This is a genomic window from Micromonospora sp. NBC_00421 (assembly GCF_036017915.1).
Classification (GTDB): domain Bacteria; phylum Actinomycetota; class Actinomycetes; order Mycobacteriales; family Micromonosporaceae; genus Micromonospora.
Genome location: NZ_CP107929.1, coordinates 2,180,534 through 2,198,662 on the forward strand (window position 1 = coordinate 2,180,534; position 18,129 = coordinate 2,198,662).

An 18,129-nucleotide genomic window follows, 5' to 3' on the forward strand; every position below is an offset into this window, starting at 1 on the left:
CCGCCGGTGGCCGGTCGGCTCGGTGCGTTATCCGTTGGTTTTCTCCGGGGTACGGCCTATGGTGGGCCGCATGTCCCCGGCCGTCCGACTGCTCGGTCCCACCGCCACCGGTTCTCCGGTGACGGCGGTCGTGGTCGGCCGGAGCCTGGCGTCGGTGCCCGGTCCGGCGTCGGCGGCTGGTTCCGCGCGGGCGGTCGACGCGGCTTCCGTCGCTGTTGTGGCGAAGGTGGCGCTTGCGGCAGGTGCGGCGGCTGTGGCTCGGGTGACCGCTGCCGCGCGACCCGCCGTCGTGCCCACCCAGGGGCGGCCGAGCCCGATCCCCGCCGGGCGTGGCCCACCGGAGAAATGCTGTTACTCCGGAACGGCCACCAGGGCGAAGCCATTCGGCTTCGGCCCTTTTTCTGTTTCCCGGGGTTTCCGTTCCCCTCCCGACGTCGTCGTCGCCCGAAGCGCCCGAAGGCGCTCTGCCCGAAAGGACCTGCCATGAGCACCGATCTGCACGACCAGGCCGGACAGCACCGGCTGACCAGACTCCGCCAGACCCTCACCGATCAGTTCGCGGCGCAGACCGCCCGGCTGACCGAGCTGACCGCCGACACCGGTGACCCGGCCGAGGCGCACACCCGGGCCGCGCTGCTCGTGGCCACCCGGCAGAGCCTCGACCACCTGGCCGGGGCGTTGCGGCGGCTCGCCGAGGGCAGCTACGGCCGCTGCGAACGCTGCCAGGTGGCGATTCCGGCGGAACGGCTGGAGGCGTTGCCGCAGGCCCGCTTCTGCGTCCCCTGCCAGCAGCGGGCGCACGGCTGACCGTCCGCCCACCCCTGCGGTCCCCGATGAACCGGTGGTGATCGGACCGGTCCGATCACCACCGGGTCGCCTTCGTGGCCAGTTCGGACCGGAGGTCCGCCTACTGCCGCCCGGTCGTGCCGGCGGGAGCAGTGGTGAGGTCCGCGTCCTTTCGAGCTGATGACGTCAACGCATCACCCAGCTGGGACAACACCACAGGCCCCCCGTCGACCATCCCCCGGCCCGACCCCGCCGCCGCGGGCGCAGACCTCCGCCGGGGCCGGGCCGCACCCGCCACGACATCGGCACGCACCGGCTCGACCTGCGACGACACCGTCCGGCCGGCTCGGCCTTCGGCCGCACTTCCTCGACCCGCCTGCCGGCATCGGGACGGGCCTCGCCGCGCTGACCGGACGCAAGGACTCGGCCACTGCGATCGTCGGGTGAACCCCGGGGGCGAGTCGTTTACGTCATCAGCTCCAAAGGACGCGGACAGCACACTCCATGCCCCGACGGGTCGCGCGCAGTCGGTGGCCGAGCCGGCGGGCTGACACCGTCGTTCGACTGGCCGCCCGCCGCACCCTCCCACCTAGCAGCCTAGGATGCTCTAGGGGGAGCGGCGATCAGCACCTCGAAACGTCACGCCGATACCAGCAACCGTGGAGAGCCAGGTCCGTGGTTCCGGACCGGTACGGTGCTCGCCGTGACCGCAGACGATCGCCGGGCGGCAGGCCCGGTCGCCGTGCTCGCCAACCCCACCGCCGGCCGGGGCCGCCACCGGGGTCTGCTGCCCCGGGTCCTCGACGGTCTCGCCGCCGCCGGTCGCCCGGTGGAGCTGCTCACCGCGGACACCCCGGCCGAGGCGGAGGCGGCCTGCGGTGCGGCCGTTGCCGCCGGGGCGTCCGCGCTGGTCGCGGTCGGCGGCGACGGCACGGTCCACCGCGCCCTCCAGGCGATCGCCGGTACGGCGGTGCCGTTCGGCCCGGTGCCGGCGGGCACCGGTAACGACTTCGCCGCCGACACCGGTTTCCCGGCCGATCCGCTCGCCGCCGTCGAGGTGATCGCCGCCGCGCTACGCGCCGATCGGACCCAACCGGTCGACCTGGCCCGGACGACCGGAGGCGACGGCACCGCCCGCTGGTACGGGGCGGTTCTCGCCGCGGGCTTCGACGCGGTCGTCAACGAGCGGGCCAACCGGATGCGCTGGCCGTCCGGCCCCCGCCGGTACGACCTGGCGATCCTCGTCGAGCTGGCCCGGTTGCGCCCGCGCCGTTACACGCTGCGCCTCGACGGCGTCGAGCACCGGGTCGACGCCGTGCTGGTGGCGGTGGGCAACTGCGCCCGCTACGGCGGCGGGATGCGGATCTGCCCCACCGCCGACCCCACCGACGGGCTGCTGGACGTGGTGGTCGGCGGCCGGTTCGACAGGCGCACCCTGATCCGGGTCAAACCGCGCATCTACTCCGGCACCCACGTGGCGCACCCGCTGGTGCGCAGCTACCGGGCCCGCACCGTCGAGTTGGCCGCCGAAGGCATCACCACGTACGCCGACGGCGAGCGGTCGCTGCCCCTGCCGGTACGGATCACCGCGGTGCCTCGGGCGGTGCGTCTGCTGCGCTGAGCGGCCCACCCGGCTGGGGCCCTGAGGTGGCCGTCTGGCCGCCGGCCGGTGGCCCTGGCGGGGCGGGGGCGATGCGCGGGGCGGCGGCCCGGACCGCGCCGATGCTGGCGACGACCACCAGGCCGATCGCCAGCACCTCGACCGGGCGCAGGTCCTGACCGAGGATCAGCCAGCCGGCGAGCGCGGCGAGCGCCGGTCCGAGGCTCATCAGCACCGCGAAGGTCGAGGTGGCCAGCCGGCGCAGGGCCAGCAGCTCCAGGGTGTACGGCAGCACCGAGGCGAGCAGCGCCAACCCTGCACCGAGCGCCAGCACCCCCGGATGCCACAGCCGGGCCCCGGCGTCGGCCAGCCCGAACGGCAGGGTGAGCGCGGCGGCCAGGGCGAGGGCCAGGGCCAACCCGTCCGCGCGGGGGAACCGGCCGCCGACCCGCGCGGAGCAGACGATGTACGCGGCCCACAACGCGCCCGCCCCGAGTGCGAGGCCCGCGCCCACCGGATGCAGCCGGTCGAATCCGCCCTGGCCCAGCAGGGCCACCCCGGCCAGCGCGAGCCCGGCCCAGCACCAGGCGGTCCACCGACGGGCGGTCAACACCGACAGGGTGAGCGGCCCGAGCACCTCCAGGGTCACCGCGGGGCCGAGCGGGATCCGTTCGATGGCCTGGTAGAAGACCGAGTTCATGCCGGCCAGCGCCAGCCCGAACGCACCGACGGCCAGCCAGTCGGCCCGGTCGTGCCCGCGCAGCCGGGGGCGGCACACCAGCAGCATCAACACCGCCCCGATGGCCAACCGCAGCGTCACCGTGCCGGGCACCCCGACCCGGGGGAACAGCAGCGCGGCCACGGCGGAGCCGAAGTGCACCGACAGCGCCCCGCCGAGCACCAGCCCGACCGCCGCCGCCCGGCCGGACGGGTTGATCACGGGGAGGGCAGGGCCAGGTCGAGCACGGCGCCGAGGCCACTGGGGCGTCCCGGACCGGCGGCCGGCAGCACCAGCACCCCGCAGCCGGCGGCGACCGCCCCGGCGTCGGCGGGGGTGTCGCCGACCATCAGCGTCCGCTCCGGGTCCACCCCGAGCATCCCGCAGGCCCGCAGGAAGATGCCCGGGTCCGGCTTGCACCGCCCCACCTCGTACGACAGCGCGTACGCGTCGACCAGGCCGTCCAGTCCCCAGGCCGCGAAGTGTGGCCGGAGGTCGAAGCCGATGTTGCTCACCACCGCCACCGGAATCCCGGCGGCCCGCAGCGCGGTCAGCACCGGCGCGGTGTCCGGGTAGGGGACCCAGCCGTCGGGCACCAGCACCCGTTCGTAGAGCGCCTCGGCGAAGCCCTCGATCCCGGCGTCCACCGTCTCGGCCAGCCCGGTGTAGGCGGCCCGGTGGGCGTGCTCGTAGAGATCCCGGTCGGCCCAGAGCTCGGCCAGCCGGGGCGGCACCCGGGCCGGCAGTGGACCACCGGCCCGGCCTGCGGTGAGCAGCCGGTCGGCCAGTGCGGTGGCCCGCATCCGCTCCAGGTCCACCCCGCAGGTGGCGGCTGCGGCGACCACCCAGTCGTGGGCCGGCTCGACCTGGGCGAGGGTGCCGTGGAAGTCGAAGAGCACCGCCTCCACGGGGCGGCGGGACGCACCCGCTCGGGTGGCGTCCTCGACGCCGTTCGAGGCTTGGGGCGGTTCGGCATGATCCGGCACGCCGTGCACCCTACCGACCCGCCCCGACCACCCTGCCGGACGGCCTTGGCGGGTGGTCGTCGGTGGTACCGATTAACCTTGCTGACATGTCGAGCCCAGCCGAGCGGTACGCCGCGGCACGCCGTCGGGCCGCCCAGGCCACCCAGTTCCCGGCCCTGGAAGAGTTCGCCCTCGACCTGGGGTTCGATCTCGACGACTTCCAGCGCGAGGCGTGCGAGTCCCTGGAACGGGGCAGCGGGGTGCTGGTCTGCGCCCCGACCGGGGCGGGCAAGACGGTGGTCGGCGAGTTCGCCGTACACCTGGCGTTGCGGGGCACACCCGCGTCGGCGGCGGCCGACGGGGCGGTGGCGCCCGGGGCCCGGCGGAAGTGCTTCTACACCACGCCGATCAAGGCGCTGTCCAACCAGAAATACCACGACCTGGTGCAGCGCTACGGTGCCGCGCAGGTCGGCCTGCTCACCGGTGACAACGCGATCAACGGGGACGCCCCGGTGGTGGTGATGACCACCGAGGTGCTGCGCAACATGCTCTACGCCGGCTCGTCCACCCTGGCCGGCCTGGCCTACGTGGTGATGGACGAGGTGCACTACCTCGCCGACCGGTTCCGGGGCGGGGTGTGGGAAGAGGTGATCATCCACCTGCCCTCCTCGGTCACCCTGGTCTCGCTGTCCGCGACCGTCTCCAACGCCGAGGAGTTCGCCGACTGGCTGGTCACCGTGCGTGGTGAGACGGCGGTGGTGGTCAGCGAGCACCGGCCGGTGCCGCTGTGGCAGCACATGCTGGTCGGCAAGCGGATGTTCGACCTGTTCCACGACGCCGACGCGGCCCGCAAGCACGACGTGCACCCGGAGCTGCTGCGCTACACCCGGGACCAGACCCGCCGGCTGGAGCTGGGGGAGGGGCGCAGCGCCGGCCCCGGCGGCGGCCGGCGCGGCCCGCGCTGGCGCGGGCCGATGCGCCCCGACATCGTCGACCGGCTCGACCGGGAGGGGCTGCTCCCGGCGATCCTGTTCATCTTCAGCCGGGCCGGTTGCGCCGCCGCCGTGCAGCAGTGCCTCGCCGCCGGCCTGCGGCTGACCTCGGCGGAGGAACGGACCGAGATCCGCCGGGTGGTGGAGTCGCGGGTCACCGCGATCCCCGGCGAGGACCTGAGCGTGCTGGGCTACTGGGAGTGGCTCGACGGGTTGGAACGCGGTCTGGCCGCCCACCACGCCGGGATGCTGCCGGTGTTCAAGGAGGTCGTCGAGGAGCTGTTCGTCAGGGGCCTGGTCAAGGCGGTCTTCGCCACCGAGACCCTGGCACTGGGCATCAACATGCCGGCCCGCTGCGTGGTGCTGGAACGGCTGGTCAAGTTCAACGGCGAGGCCCACGTCGACCTCACCCCGGGGGAGTACACCCAGCTCACCGGGCGGGCCGGTCGGCGGGGCATCGACGTCGAGGGGCACGCCGTGGTGGTCTGGTCGCCGGAGACCGATCCCCGGCACGTGGCCGGCCTGGCCTCCACCCGCACCTACCCGCTGCGGTCCAGCTTCCGGCCGTCGTACAACATGGCGGTAAACCTGGTCGGCAGCGTCGGCGCGGAACCGGCCCGCGCGCTGCTGGAGTCGTCGTTCGCCCAGTTCCAGGCGGACCGGTCGGTGGTCGGGCTGGCCCGACAGGTGCAGCGCAACACCGAGACCATCGACGCGTACGGCGCCGAGGCGGCCTGTCACCAGGGTGACTTCGACGAGTACTTCGCGCTGCGGGTGGCCATCGCCGACCGGGAGCGGGCCATCGCCCGGCAGGGGCAGACCCAACGCAAGGCCGCCGCGGTGGCGGCGCTGGAGCGGCTGCGGGTCGGTGACGTGATCCGGGTGCCGTCCGGGCGGCGGGCCGGGCTCGCGGTGGTGCTCGACCCGGCCACCGGGGGGTTCGGTGAGCCCCGGCCGTTGGTGCTCACCCAGGACCGCTGGGCGGGCCGGGTCAGCCCCGGCGACTTCACCACCCCGGCCGAGGTGCTCGCCCGGATCCGGGTGCCCAAGCACTTCAACCACCGCTCGCCGGGTGCCCGACGGGATCTCGCCGCCGAGGTCAGCGGCATCGGGCTGGACCGGCACGGCGGTCGTCGGGGCGGGCGGTCCCGGCAGGCCGCCGGTGAGGACCACCGGCTCAGCCAGCTCCGTACCGAGCTGCGTCGGCACCCCTGCCACGCCTGCCCGGAGCGGGAGGAGCACGCCCGCTGGGCGGAGCGGCGACGCCGGTTGGAGAACGACACCGAGGAGCTGCGTCAGCGGGTGTCCGGGCGTACCGGCTCGTTGGCCCGTACCTTCGATCGGATCGTGGCGCTGCTGACCGCCCGGGGTTACCTGTCCGCCGACGGCGGGGTCACCGACGCCGGGCGGATGCTCGGTCGGATCTGGACCGAGGCCGACCTGCTGGTCGCGGAGTGCCTGCGGCGGGGCGTCTGGGACGGGCTGTCCCCGTCGGAGCTGGCTGCCGCCGTCTCGGTGGTGGTCTTCGAGGCCCGGCGGGACGCCGACGAGCGGGCGTCGCTGCCGCGCGGGCCGGTCGCCGACGCGGTCGACGAGACGCTCAAGTTGTGGAGCGAGATCGAGGCCGACGAGGCGCAGCGGGGCCTGACCGTCACCCGGGAGCCGGACTTCGGCTTCGCCTGGCCGATCTACCGCTGGGCGCGGGGGGAGACCCTGGGCAAGGTGCTCGCCAGCGGTCATCAGATCGAGGGTGAGATGCCCGCCGGGGACTTCGTCCGCTGGGCCCGGCAGGTGGCCGACCTGCTCGGTCAGCTCGCCGACTCCGGTGGTGCGCCGGCCGAGCTGCGGGCCACCGCCCGACAGGCGATCGCCGCCGTCAACCGGGGCGTGCTGGCGCACTACACCTCGGCCTGATCATCACTTTCGGTCACGTTGGTCGGGTGAATCGACGCAGCGGACGGTCACCGTGACGGCACCCCGCGGATAACCCGGGGGGCGCTGTTGCGCCTGCTAGAAGCCTCCCCGATCATTGCTCGGGCGCGGTCTCCTACGCGCCGGTAGCGAGTGGGGGGAAGACCGCCGTGGCGGAGATCAATCACTTTGAGTACGGGTGGATCACACCGGCGCTGAGTTATGCGCTGTCCGTGCTCGGTTCGTTCCTCGGTCTGGTCTGCGCCGGGCGGATCCGCACCGCCGCCAGTTCCGGTCAGCGCGTCTGGTGGGGTCTGCTGGCCGCCTGGGCGATCGGTGGCACCGCGATCTGGGCCATGCACTTCATGGCCATGCTCGGGTTCGCGGTCACCGGCACCCGGATCCGCTACGACGTGCCGCTCACCGCCGCCAGCACGGTGATCGCCGTCACCGCGGTCGGGATCGGCCTGGCCATCGTCGGCACCGGCCGGCTCAGTGCCGCCAAGGTCCTCGGCGGTGGCCTGTTCACCGGCGTCGGTGTCGCTGCCATGCACTACACCGGGATGGCCGCGATGCGGCTCAACGGTGACCTGGACTACGACGGCACCCGGGTGGCGTTGTCGGTGGTCATCGCCGTGGTGGCGGCCACCGTGGCGCTCTGGCTGGCGATGACCGTGCGTCGGGGCCTGGCCATCGCCGGCTCCGCCCTGGTCATGGGGGTCGCCGTCAACGGCATGCACTTCACCGGGATGAGCGCCCTGTCGGTGCACCTGCACGAGCGGCGTGGCGAGGTGACCGGGGCGGGGGTGAGCACCCTGCTGGTGCCGATCGTCCTCGCGGTGATCTTCGTGGTGGTCGGGTTGGTCTACGCGTTGCTCGCCGCCCCCACCGACGACGACCGGGCCGCCGCCGCGTACCTGCGCGCCCGGCAGGTCGCCCCGCCGGCATCCGAGCCGGAGGCCGCCCCGGACCCGGTGGGTCTGCGCAGCCGGTCGACCACCCTGGGCCGGCCGGGCACCCCGTTCCCGTCCCGCCGGGACGTCCCACCGCCGCGCTGACCGGGCACCCCGCACCCGGGCGGTCGGTCAGCGCGACAGCCCGGTGAACCCGTCCGTAGCCCGTCACGTACAGGGCCGTGCAGCGGCAGACATCACCGGCCTGCGGCAGCGACCTGCTCCAGGGCATCAACGGCGACGGTGACGCCGTCCTCCGCGCGGATCCGCTCGCCGAGCCGCCGTGCTGTCCCGGCCAGGCCCCCATCCTGTGCTGCGTGCCGGATCGCGACGGCGAGAGAGCGCGCGTCCAGGCGTTTCTGGCTGATTGGTGCGGACGCGACGCCGAGTCGTTGCATCCGGCGGCCCCAGAACGGTTGGTCGGCGACGAACGGGCAGATCACCTGCGGGCGGCCGGCACGGGCGACGGCTGCGGTGGTCCCGGCGCCGCCGTGGTGCACGATCACCGCGCAGCGTGCGAACGCCGCTTCGTGGTTGACCTCTCCTGTCACGAAGGCGTGTCGGTCGGAGGTGAACGGTTGCAGGCCGCCCCAGCCGCCGGCCACGATGCCGGGCAGCCCGGCAATGTCGAGTGCATCCAGGACGATGCGGGTGGTCGCGGCCGGGGACCGGCCGGCCATGCTGCCGAACCCGACGAAGACCGGCGGTACCGGCCCGTCCAACAGCGACCGCGCGTGCGCGCTGAGACCTCCGGTGGCCGGGTCGGTGGGCTCGGCGAACCAGTAGCCGGTGACCTGGGCGGTGGCCGGCCAGTCGGCTGGGCGGGGCAGGACCGCTGGGCTGATCGCGTGCAGCACCGGCGCGGGACTACCGTCCGGGCGGCGCGTGGGATCGTGCCGGTCTCGCCGACGGGGTAATCCGAGCGTGTCGCGCCACCGGTCGACGGTGCGGCCGAACACCAGTGCCGGCGCGCGCATCCCGGCGTACGTGGCCCGGTTCAGTGCTCGCGGCAGCAGGTCCGGAAACTCCTGCCCCGGCCACGGGAACTCGCGGGTCGGCACGTACATCGGCAGCGGCAACGCCAGAACTGCCGGTACGCCGAGCTTCTCGGCCACGTGTTGACCGGCGATCACCTGCCCGTTGTGCACGATCAGGTCCGCGCCGCCCGATGCGGCCTGCCAGCAGTCGTCGAGCACCCGACCGAACATCTCCGGAAGGCGGCGCATCAACGCCGCCTTCGCTCGGAGACCGCCATCGGCCACATCACCGACCGCGGAGCCGGCGTCCAGCACGCGCATCGGCCCATCGTCGAGGGCGACGAACGGCACCGTGTGCGCGGCGGCCAGCGCGGCGAACCGCTGCGGCGCGGCGACCACCGCCTCGTGACCACGACCGTGCAGTTCCCGGGCCAGCGGCAGGAACGGCTGCACGTCGCCACGCGTGCCGAGAGTCAGAATGAGAACCCGCACGATGAGCCTCCTGCTGGACGCGCGTGTGTGGACACGCCGACCAGGCTTCCCGGCTCACCAGCGGTGAGCCTACGCCCACCAGCGCGCAGGAAGCGACCCCGCGACATCGCAGCCGACCAGGATGGACGGCCCGGTGGCGGACGGTGGGCCCGAACCCGGCTGCGTGGGGGCGTACCCGTCAGGGGTGGTGGGCGAGGGCGTCGACCAGCCGTCGGCACGAGCCGGCCAGGTTCCATCGTTGCGCCAGCTCCAGCAGCCGGTCGGGGTCGGTGGGCGCGGTCGGCATCGCGGTGGACAGCGTCGGCAGCGGCACGTCGGTGGCGACCCGGACCACCTTCGGGGCCACCGCCAGGTAGTCCCGGGCACCGTCGAGCTTGGCCCGCAGCCCCGGCGCGAACCCGGAACCGGGGTCGTCGAGCGCGCTGAGGATGCCGGGCAGGCCACCGTAGCGGTCGATCAGCCGGGCGGCCGTCTTCTCGCCGACCCCGGGCACACCGGGCAGCCCGTCGCTCGGGTCGCCGCGCAGCGCGGCGAAGTCGGCGTAGCGGTCGGCGGGGACGCCGTAGCGGGCCCGGACCGCCGCGTCGTCGCAGTCGTCGAGCTTGGCCACTCCGCGACCGATGTAGAGCAACCGGACCCTCCGGGCGTCGTCGACGAGCTGGAACAGGTCCCGGTCGCCGGAGACCACCTCCACCGGGCCGGGTTGGGTGACCGACAGGGTGCCCAGCACGTCGTCGGCCTCGTAGCCGGTCGCCCCGACCGCGGTGATGCCGATCGCGGCCAACACGTCGAGGATCACCGGCACCTGGGGGGAGAGGGTGTCCGGCACCTCCTCGCCGCCCTCCGGGGCGACCCGGTGCGCCTTGTACGACGGCAGCAGCTCCACCCGCCAGGCGGGCCTCCAGTCGTGGTCGAGTGCGCAGACCATCCGGTCGGGCCGGCGGGTGCGGACGAGCTGGGCGAGCATGTCGAGGAAGCCGCGTACGGCGTTGACCGGCTGGCCGTCCTCGGTCCGTGCGGCCGACTCGGGCACGCCGAAGTAGGCCCGGAAGTAGAGGCTGGGGGCGTCGATCAGCAAAATCGGGGGTTGGTCTGCCACGCCCGACAGCCTGACACAACCCACCGACGACGGGGGTACGGCACGACGGCCGGGCGGGCTTCTCGATCGTGCTGGTCCTGGTGTCGCCGGGCCGCCCGCCCGCGGTGCCGCCCGGTGGGCGGGAAACCGGGGTGACGCCGGCCGGGCGGTGGGTGAGACTGCCGGCCATGGAGTTCGTGCCCGGCCTGGTCCTGTGCCGCCGCTTCCACGACGAGGCCGTCGCGCCGCTGCTGGTGGACCGCCTGCCCGGCCTGCGGTACTCCGCCGGCCTGCTCGACGGCGGTTCGGAGCTGCTGGGCCTGGACACCGAACGTTCCACCGACCACGACTGGGGGCCGCGGGCCCAGGTCTTCGTGGCCGACCCCGCCGACGTGGCACCGGTGCGGGCGGTGTTGGCCGACCTGCCGGCCTGGTTCCTGGGCCGGCCGACCCGGTTCCTCAGCTGGCCGGACGCCCGGGTGGGGGTGCCCGACGTCGACGGTGACCGCAGCGGGGTGGAGGTGGTCGGGTGGCGGGACTGGCTGCGGGGGCGGCTCGGTTTCGACCCCACCGTCGCCGTCACCACCGACGACTGGCTCGCCGTGCCGACCCAGCGGCTGGCCGAGCTGACCGGTGGCGCCGTCTTCCACGACGGTCTGCACGGCGCGGTCGGCGCGGTCCGTGCCGCCCTGGCGTGGTATCCGGACGACGTGTGGCGGCACGTGCTGGCCGCCGGGTGGACCCGGGTGGGGCAGGCCGAGCATCTCGTCGGACGGTGTGCGGAGGTGGGTGACGCGTTGGGCAGCCGGTTGGTGGCCGCCCGGGTGGCCCGGGACCTGCTGCGCCTCGGTCTGCTGCTGCACCGGCGCTGGCCGCCGTACGACAAGTGGCTCGGCAGTGTGTTCGCCGCCCTGCCGGACGCCGCGCCGGTGGTGGCGGCGTTGGCGGACGCGCTCGGGCCGGGTGACTGGCCCGAACGGCAGGCGGGTCTGGTACGGGCGCTGGAGACGGTCGCCGACTGGACCAACGCCACCGGGCTGGCCGCGCCGGTCGAGTCCACGGTCCGGCCCTTCCACGGGCGGCCCTTCCTGGTGCTCGACGCGCCCCGCCTCGCCACCGCGCTGAGCAACTCGATCGTCGACCCGTTCCTGCGGGACCGTCCCCTGGTCGGCGCGGTGGACCAGTACGTCGACAGCGTGGAGGTGCTGACGCACCCCGACCGGGTACGCCGGGTCTCGGCGGTCGTCGCCGGCTGACCGGCGTCGGCCGCCCGACGATCCTGACCGGCGATGCCGGCCGGGCAGCGGATCCCGCCGCCCGGCCGGCATCGACCAGGCGGCTCAGCCCAGGATCCGGGACCTGATGTACGCCCCCGACTCGGTGAGCACGGCGGTGCCTGTGTAGTCGGTGCCGGCGCAGGTGCCCTGCCGGAACACCGAGTTGCTCTCCGGGCCGTCGGAGTAGCTCCACATCGCGTAGCTGATCTTGAGGCTCTTGAGCAGGTCCAGCCAGGCGGTGGCGCTGTCCAGGTCGTTCGGGCCGTCGCCGGTGAAGGTCTGGGTGCCGAACTCGCTGACGAACAGCGGCAGGCTCCGCGCGGCGCGCGCCACCGTGGCCCGTTGCAGGTCCCGGTGGGACGCGGCGTAGAAGTGGAACGTGTACATGATGTTCGCGGCGTCGACCGGGTCGTCGATCACCTCGGTCTCGTCGGCGCCCTCGGAGACACCGAGCGAGGAGAAGCCCCGGGTGCCGACCAGCACCACGCTGTCCGGATCGGCGGCCCGGATCACCGGGATGACCTGCTCGGCGTAGCTCTTGATGCCGGCCCAGCCGACCCCGTTGGGTTCGTTGGCGATCTCCCAGAGGACGTTGGTCCGCGCGGCGTGCCGGGCGGCGACCTCGGCGAAGAAGGACTTCGCCCGGTCCAGGTTGAGGCGGGGGTCGCCCGGGGTCAGGATGTGGAAGTCGACCACCACGTACAGGCCGAGCGCACTGGCGGTCTCCACGGCCTCGTCGACCTTGCGGGTGAAGCCGACCGGGTCGGTCTCGAACCCGCCCTCCTGCACGTACATGGCGACCCGGACGAAGTCGGCCCGCCAGTCGGTGCGCAGCGCTGCCAGCGAGTCCGGGTTGAGGCAGTTCGGAAAGAACTGGAGGCCGTGGCTGCTCATCCCGCGCAGTTGGACAGGTGCCCCGGTCTGGTTGCACAGGTTCACCCCGCAGACCCGCAGCCGGCCGTTGACGGCCACCGGGGAACCGGCGGGCGCGGTGGCCGGTCGGCCGGTGGCGTCGGCGGTCGGCTCCGGCCCGTCGGCGGTGGCCTGCGGCCCGTCGCTGCGTGTCGACGTCGCCGGGCGCGTGGTGGCCGGCGGCCCGGTCTCGGCGCTCGCGGTGGGGACGGTCAGGGCCGCCCACCCGGTGGCGAGCGCGGCGAGGGCGACCCCCGCCGAGGTCAGTACGGTGCGTCGGTGCATCGGGAAACTCCGTCGGGCTCGTCGGGACCCGGGGAGGGCATCCGGTGGTACGGAGGTGTCGCCGCTGCGGTTCACCGCAGGCGCCGGCCGTCACGACCCGGGGTGGGTCGGGCCGCCGTGACCGGAGTGGGCCGCGGCCCGAACGACCGTTAAGCTGACGGCGTGGTGCCCGATGACGGCGGGCAACGGCTCAACCACCCCTGGAGCTCATCGCGCTATGACTGTCGACCGGATCCTCCCCACCGACGAGGCCCACGACCTGCTCGACCTCGCCACCGAACTCGCCGACCGCGAGCTCGCGCCGAGGGCCGCCGACTTCGAGGAACGCGCCGAGTTCCCCCGGGAGGTGCTGCGCACCCTCGGTCGGGCCGGGCTGCTGGGCCTGCCGTACGACGAGGAGCACGGCGGCGCCGCCCAGCCGTACGAGGTCTACCTCCAGGTGCTGGAGATCCTGGCCGGCCGGTGGCTCGCGGTCGCCGAGGCAGTCAGCGTGCACACCCTGTCCTGCTACCCGCTTGCCCAGTTCGGCACCGACGCGCAGCGCGCACTGCTGCCGGACCTGCTGGGCGGGGAGCTGCTCGGGGCGTACTGCCTCTCCGAGCCGCAGGGGGGTTCGGACGCTGCGGCGCTGACCACCAGGGCGGTCCGCGACGGCGACGACTACCGGGTCACCGGGGTCAAGGCGTGGATCACCCACGCCCAGGTGGCGGACTTCTACAACATCTTCTGCCGCACCGGCGGGCCGGGCCCGAAGGGCATCTCCTGCCTGTTGGCCGACCGGGGCACGCCGGGTGTCGCACCGCAGGCGGCGGAGCGGACCATGGGGTTGCGCTCCTCGCCCGTCGCGCAGCTCGTCCTCGACGACGCCCGGGTGTCCGCCGACCGGCTGATCGGCGGGGAGGGGGCGGGGTTCACCATCGCAATGTCCGCACTGGACTCGGGGCGGCTCGGCATCGCCGCCTGCGCGGTCGGCTTGGCCCAGGCGGCGCTGGACTACGCCGTCGGCTACGCCCGGGAACGGCAGCAGTTCGGACGGGCGATCGTCGACTTCCAGGGGCTCGGCTTCCTGCTGGCCGACGCGGCCACCCAGATCTCCGCGGCCCGGGCGCTCACCCTGGCCGCCGCCCGCCTACGCGACGCCGGCCGCCCGTACTCGATCGAGGCGGCCAAGGCGAAGCTGTTCGCCACCGACGTGGCGATGCGGGTCACCACCGACGCGGTGCAGGTGCTCGGTGGTGCCGGTTACGTCTCCGACCATCCGGTCGAGCGGTACATGCGCGAGGCGAAGGTGCTCCAGATCGTCGAGGGCACCAACCAGATCCAGCGGATGGTGATCTCCCGGGCGTTGGCGAAGGGCTAACCTGTGCCGGTGACCTTCCCCCGGATCACCGTCGACCCCGAGGTGATGGGCGGCGCACCCTGCGTGCGGCAGTCCCGGATCCCGGTGGCGACCCTGCTGGCGATGATGGCGGAGGGGATGTCGGTGACGGACATCCTCACCGATCTGCCCTTCCTCGACGAGGAGGATCTGGCGGAGGTGTTGAACTTCGCGGCCGACGCGGTGCGCGACCGGGCGGCCCGCTGAGCGTCACACCGGGCGGGACACCGTCGCCAGGGGAGTGCGCCACCGGGTAGGTTGCACGCGTGGAGGAGATCGACCGCGCCATCGTCGCCGCGCTGACCGCCGACGGCCGCCTGTCGTACACGGACCTGGCAGAGAAGGTCAGCCTGTCGGTCTCGGCCGTGCACCAGCGGGTCCGCCGGCTGGAACAGCGCGGCGTGATCAACGGGTACACCGCCAGGGTCTCCTTCGAGGCGCTGGATCTGCCGCTGACCGCGTTCGTGGCGATCCGACCGTTCGACCCGTCCCAGCCGGACGACGCGCCGGAGCGGCTGGCCCACCTGCCCGAGATCGACTCCTGTTATTCGGTGGCGGGGGAGGACTTCTACCTGCTCCTGGTGCGGGTGGCCGGTCCGGCCGACCTGGAACGGGTGCTCCAGGAGATCCGTACCGCGGCGAACGTCACCACCCGCACGACTGTGGTGCTGTCCACCCCGTACGAGTCACGACCGCCGAAGATCCCGCTGGCGGCAATGCCACGGCGGTCCCGCGACAACGGCTGAGCCCGTCGTGCCGGCACGGCGGCCTCTCCGGTCGCGGTCGTGCCGGCAGACCGCCGGCTCACCGGCTCAGCCGCCGTTCCAGCGCAGGATCACCTGTCGACCGTGCTCGTGGCCGAGGACGGATACGGTGGCGGTGTCCAGCCGTAGCTTCCCGCCGCCGGACACCGGCAGACCGATCCAGCGGGCGCCGACCACCCGCAGGGTGTGCGCGTGGCCGACGAACGCCACGCTGCCGAGCTCCAGCAGCGGGACGACCCGGGCGAGTAGTCGGTCGACCCGTACGCCGAGCTGCGCGGGGGACTCTCCGCCGGGGCAACCGTCGGTCCAGATGGTCCAGTCCGGGCGTTCCTGCTGAATCTCCGCGGTGGTGCGTCCCTCGTACTCGCCGTAGTTCCACTCGGCCAGGTCGTCGTCGACCTCGTCGACGGTGAGGCCGGCGAGCTGGGCGGTGTGCCGGGCCCGCCGGCGGGGGCTGGCGAGCACCCGGGCGAAGCGCTGGCCGGTGAGCACACCGGCCAGCGCCCGTGCCTGCCGCTCACCGTCCGCGGTCAGCTCCAGATCGGTGTACGAGGTGTGCCGGCGGCTGGCGCTCCAGCTGGTCTCGCCGTGTCGGACCAGGATGATCTCGCTCATCCCCCCAGTCAACCAGCCCTCGCCAGGACCGACCCGCCACCTGTTGTCCTAGGACGACCAGAGGACTGTGCGCCCTACCACCCTGATCATGCGGGATACCCAACCGTCCTAGGACGCCCTACGGATGGTGCGCCAAGGCGCACCCCCACCCCCGGCGCCTACGGCGCTGTTCGTTTCATGTCGAGCCGATCGGGGACGCCACCGATGAGCGGGGCACGCTGCCCCCGTGACCGCCTGAGCGACAGGAGGCGACATGAGCTTCACCGACAAGGCGAAGAACAAGGCCCAGGAGTTGACCGGCGCGGCCAAGGAGCGGATCGGCGACGTCGCCAACGACGAGCGGATGCGGACCGAGGGCGCCACCGAGCGGAGCAGGGCCCGGGCCAAGCAGGCAAACGAGCACGTCAAGGACGCCGGACAGGACGTCAAGGACGCCGGACAGGACGTCAAGGACGCGCTGCGCTGAGCGCTCCGTGCGACGGGTGGCCCCCTGGAAGCTCAGGGGACCACCCGCGTTAGCGTGCGGTCATGCTGGTCGCCCGCTCCCTGGTGTTGTTCGTCCTGGCCGCGCTCGCCGAGATCGGCGGGGCGTGGCTGATCTGGCAGGGCTGGCGGGAGCACCGGGGGTTGTGGTGGATCGCCGGCGGGGTGGTCGCGCTCGGCGTGTACGGCTTCGTGGCGACGTTCCAGCCGGACGCCAACTTCGGCCGGATCCTCGCCGCGTACGGCGGGGTCTTCGTGGCGGGCTCGCTGACCTGGGGGGTGCTGGTGGACGGCTTCCGGCCGGACCGGTGGGACCTGACGGGTGCGGCGATCTGTCTGCTCGGCGTCGCGGTGATCATGTACGCCCCGCGCGGGGCGTGACCCCGTGCGCCGCCCCCGGACCGGTCGGGTCGCGGGGGCGGCGCACGAGGTGTTTCAGTCGTCGCGGTGCGCGGCCCACCACCGCTGGCCGGCGTCGGGCAGCGTGTCGATCGGGTCGTAGTAGGCGTAGCGCTTGTCGAGCACCTCCAGGTCGGCCGACTCGATGGAGGTGCGGTAGTTCTTGGTCCAGTAGGAGATGCCGCGTTCGCGGTCGTACTCGGTGAGCATGTGCACCCAGCGTTTGCCGACGAAGGGGACGTCGCAGACGATCCGGGGGGTGGCGTAGCCGGGCAGGTAGCCCATGATGTCGTGCTGGAGCTGCTGGGCGTGCCAGACCGGGACCCGCCAGTGTTCGGCGTTGGGGATCATGTCGCACATGTAGAAGTAGTAGGGCAGGATGCCGGCTTCGCCCTGCAGGGCGAAGCAGAGGTCGAGCAGGTCGGGGGCGGTGGCGTTGACGCCGCGCATGAGTACACCCTGGTTGCGGACGTCACGGACGCCCACGTCGAGGGCGGTCTGGGTGGCCCTGGCGACCAGCGGGGTGATCGACTGGGCGTGGTTGACGTGGGTGTGGATGGCCAGGTTGACGCCGCGTCGGGCGGCGGTGCGGGCGACCCGTTCCAGGCCCTCGACGACGTCGTTCTGGAGCCAGTGCTGGGGCAGGCCCATCAGGGCCTTGGTGGCGAGCCGGATGTCGCGGACGGTTTCCAGTTCGAGCAGCCGCATGAGGTACGACTCAAGGTTGCGCCAGGGGACGTTGGCCACGTCACCGCCGGAGACGACCACGTCGCGGACGCCGGGGTGGGCCTTGAGGTAGCCGATGTGGGCGTCGTAGCGGTCGACGGGCTTGAGGGTGAGCTTGAGTTTGTCGACGGCGGGGGTGGAGTTGCCGACCAGGTCCATCCGGGTGCAGTGCCCGCAGTACTGGGGGCAGGTGGAGAGCAGTTCGGCGAGGACCTTGGTGGGGTAGCGGTGGGTGAGGCCCTCGGCGACCCACATGTCGTGTTCGTGGAGCGAGTCTCGGCTGGCGTAGGGGTGTGACGGCCAGTCGGTGCGCCGGTCGGCGGCGACGGGGATCATGTAGCGCCGGATGGGGTCGGCGCGGAACGCGTCGGTGGTCATCGGGGCGAACGGCACCATCGTGTTGATCATCTGGGGTGGCACCAGCATCGACATGGTGGCCAGGGCCTGCTGGTCGGCGGCCAGGTCGGTGTAGAAGGTCTCGTCGACGGTGTCGCCGAGGACGGCGCGTAGCTGCTTGATGTTCTTGACGCAGTTGACGCGTTGCCACTGGGCGCTCTCCCACTGCTCGCGGGTGACGTGACGCCAGCCGGGGAAGCGGGTCCAGTCGGGTTCGACCAGGGGGCTGCGGCGGTATTCGTAGGGCTGCCCTGCGGTCGGTACGGCGACCGGGGCGGGGCGGGGCCCAGGGATGGTCTCCATCGGTTGGGTCTGGGTCACGGCCCCTCCTCGTGGCGCCTGGCCGGGGTGACCGGCGTGCTGGTGTGATGATCGGTAGTTCCGAAGGCTACTGGAAAATATCCGGCGGAGAAATTAGTCTG

General features: G+C 73.2%; 17 protein-coding genes. 10 read left to right on the top strand and 7 right to left on the bottom strand.

What is annotated here, in order from left to right; translation table 11 throughout:
* Positions 1-483 precede the first annotated feature (483 nt).
* Together OHQ87_RS09400 and OHQ87_RS09405 are read left to right on the top strand one after the other, a co-directional pair.
* The gene (locus OHQ87_RS09400) at positions 484-807 is read left to right on the top strand and encodes a TraR/DksA family transcriptional regulator (protein WP_328346941.1); all 324 of its coding nucleotides are present in this window, start codon (positions 484-486) and stop codon (positions 805-807) included.
* A 673-nt stretch (positions 808-1,480) separates the two neighbouring features.
* Positions 1,481-2,407, top strand: coding sequence for a diacylglycerol kinase family protein (locus tag OHQ87_RS09405; protein WP_328346943.1), 927 nt, complete (start codon positions 1,481-1,483; stop codon positions 2,405-2,407).
* Here the strand turns inward: OHQ87_RS09405 and OHQ87_RS09410 are convergent.
* Positions 2,370-3,326, bottom strand: coding sequence for an EamA family transporter (locus OHQ87_RS09410; RefSeq protein ID WP_328346945.1), 957 nt, complete (start codon positions 3,324-3,326; stop codon positions 2,370-2,372). The two genes, OHQ87_RS09405 and OHQ87_RS09410, sit on opposite strands and share 38 nt — an antisense overlap.
* The gene (locus OHQ87_RS09415) at positions 3,323-4,090 is read right to left on the bottom strand and encodes an HAD family hydrolase (RefSeq protein ID WP_442930724.1); all 768 of its coding nucleotides are present in this window, start codon (positions 4,088-4,090) and stop codon (positions 3,323-3,325) included. Before OHQ87_RS09415 ends, OHQ87_RS09410 begins: the two co-directional genes overlap by 4 nt.
* Before the next feature lie 86 nt (positions 4,091-4,176).
* On the opposite strand from OHQ87_RS09415, the gene OHQ87_RS09420 reads away from it, so the two are divergent.
* Together OHQ87_RS09420 and OHQ87_RS09425 are read left to right on the top strand one after the other, a co-directional pair.
* Positions 4,177-6,975: a DEAD/DEAH box helicase gene (locus tag OHQ87_RS09420; protein WP_328346947.1), complete on the top strand. Its 2,799-nt coding sequence runs from the start codon at positions 4,177-4,179 to the stop codon at positions 6,973-6,975.
* A 167-nt stretch (positions 6,976-7,142) separates the two neighbouring features.
* Positions 7,143-8,030, top strand: coding sequence for an MHYT domain-containing protein (locus tag OHQ87_RS09425; RefSeq protein WP_328346948.1), 888 nt, complete (start codon positions 7,143-7,145; stop codon positions 8,028-8,030).
* 92 nt (positions 8,031-8,122) lie between these two features.
* Here the strand turns inward: OHQ87_RS09425 and OHQ87_RS09430 are convergent, their stop codons facing one another.
* Both OHQ87_RS09430 and OHQ87_RS09435 read right to left on the bottom strand, forming a co-directional pair.
* On the bottom strand, positions 8,123-9,394 hold the full coding sequence (locus OHQ87_RS09430; RefSeq protein WP_328346949.1) for a glycosyltransferase: 1,272 nt from the start codon (positions 9,392-9,394) through the stop codon (positions 8,123-8,125).
* A 178-nt stretch (positions 9,395-9,572) separates the two neighbouring features.
* Positions 9,573-10,493 (bottom strand): 5'-3' exonuclease, encoded by a 921-nt coding sequence (locus OHQ87_RS09435; RefSeq protein WP_328346951.1) that lies wholly within the window; start codon positions 10,491-10,493, stop codon positions 9,573-9,575.
* A 167-nt stretch (positions 10,494-10,660) separates the two neighbouring features.
* Here OHQ87_RS09435 and OHQ87_RS09440 point away from each other — a divergent pair, with 167 nt between their 5' ends.
* Entirely contained in the window at positions 10,661-11,728 is a 1,068-nt protein-coding gene (locus tag OHQ87_RS09440; RefSeq protein WP_328346953.1) for a DUF4037 domain-containing protein, read from the top strand.
* A gap of 84 nt (positions 11,729-11,812) precedes the next feature.
* On the opposite strand, the gene OHQ87_RS09445 is transcribed toward OHQ87_RS09440, so the two are convergent.
* Positions 11,813-12,946: a glycoside hydrolase family 5 protein gene (locus OHQ87_RS09445; RefSeq protein ID WP_328346955.1), complete on the bottom strand. Its 1,134-nt coding sequence runs from the start codon at positions 12,944-12,946 to the stop codon at positions 11,813-11,815.
* 217 nt (positions 12,947-13,163) lie between these two features.
* Here OHQ87_RS09445 and OHQ87_RS09450 point away from each other — a divergent pair, with 217 nt between their 5' ends.
* The 3 genes from OHQ87_RS09450 to OHQ87_RS09460 are packed head-to-tail and all read left to right on the top strand — an operon-like array spanning position 13,164 to position 15,070.
* Positions 13,164-14,306: an acyl-CoA dehydrogenase family protein gene (locus tag OHQ87_RS09450; RefSeq protein WP_328346957.1), complete on the top strand. Its 1,143-nt coding sequence runs from the start codon at positions 13,164-13,166 to the stop codon at positions 14,304-14,306.
* A gap of 9 nt (positions 14,307-14,315) precedes the next feature.
* Positions 14,316-14,531, top strand: a complete 216-nt coding sequence (locus OHQ87_RS09455) for a DUF433 domain-containing protein (RefSeq protein WP_328346959.1) — start codon at positions 14,316-14,318, stop codon at positions 14,529-14,531.
* A gap of 59 nt (positions 14,532-14,590) precedes the next feature.
* Entirely contained in the window at positions 14,591-15,070 is a 480-nt protein-coding gene (locus OHQ87_RS09460) for an Lrp/AsnC family transcriptional regulator (protein ID WP_328346961.1), read from the top strand.
* A gap of 66 nt (positions 15,071-15,136) precedes the next feature.
* On the opposite strand, the gene OHQ87_RS09465 is transcribed toward OHQ87_RS09460, so the two are convergent.
* A complete protein-coding gene (locus OHQ87_RS09465) occupies positions 15,137-15,703 on the bottom strand; it encodes a histidine phosphatase family protein (RefSeq protein WP_328346963.1) in 567 nt (188 codons plus the stop codon).
* 253 nt (positions 15,704-15,956) lie between these two features.
* Between OHQ87_RS09465 and OHQ87_RS09470 the strand changes: the two genes are divergently transcribed.
* Together OHQ87_RS09470 and OHQ87_RS09475 are read left to right on the top strand one after the other, a co-directional pair.
* On the top strand, positions 15,957-16,169 hold the full coding sequence (locus OHQ87_RS09470) for a CsbD family protein (protein ID WP_328346965.1): 213 nt from the start codon (positions 15,957-15,959) through the stop codon (positions 16,167-16,169).
* 62 nt (positions 16,170-16,231) lie between these two features.
* Positions 16,232-16,567: a YnfA family protein gene (locus tag OHQ87_RS09475; protein ID WP_328346967.1), complete on the top strand. Its 336-nt coding sequence runs from the start codon at positions 16,232-16,234 to the stop codon at positions 16,565-16,567.
* 54 nt (positions 16,568-16,621) lie between these two features.
* Here the strand turns inward: OHQ87_RS09475 and OHQ87_RS09480 are convergent, their stop codons facing one another.
* The gene (locus OHQ87_RS09480; protein ID WP_328346969.1) at positions 16,622-18,028 is read right to left on the bottom strand and encodes a KamA family radical SAM protein; all 1,407 of its coding nucleotides are present in this window, start codon (positions 18,026-18,028) and stop codon (positions 16,622-16,624) included.
* Positions 18,029-18,129: the final 101 nt, after the last annotated feature.

Coding starts and splice junctions, on each gene's coding strand:
- OHQ87_RS09445 (WP_328346955.1), bottom strand. CDS start 12,946: ATGCACCGACGCACCGTACTGACCTCGGCGGGGGTCGCCCTCGCCGCG.
- OHQ87_RS09420 (WP_328346947.1), top strand. CDS start 4,177: ATGTCGAGCCCAGCCGAGCGGTACGCCGCGGCACGCCGTCGGGCCGCC.
- OHQ87_RS09450 (WP_328346957.1), top strand. CDS start 13,164: ATGACTGTCGACCGGATCCTCCCCACCGACGAGGCCCACGACCTGCTC.
- OHQ87_RS09440 (WP_328346953.1), top strand. CDS start 10,661: ATGGAGTTCGTGCCCGGCCTGGTCCTGTGCCGCCGCTTCCACGACGAG.
- OHQ87_RS09470 (WP_328346965.1), top strand. CDS start 15,957: ATGAGCTTCACCGACAAGGCGAAGAACAAGGCCCAGGAGTTGACCGGC.
- OHQ87_RS09400 (WP_328346941.1), top strand. CDS start 484: ATGAGCACCGATCTGCACGACCAGGCCGGACAGCACCGGCTGACCAGA.
- OHQ87_RS09475 (WP_328346967.1), top strand. CDS start 16,232: ATGCTGGTCGCCCGCTCCCTGGTGTTGTTCGTCCTGGCCGCGCTCGCC.
- OHQ87_RS09465 (WP_328346963.1), bottom strand. CDS start 15,703: ATGAGCGAGATCATCCTGGTCCGACACGGCGAGACCAGCTGGAGCGCC.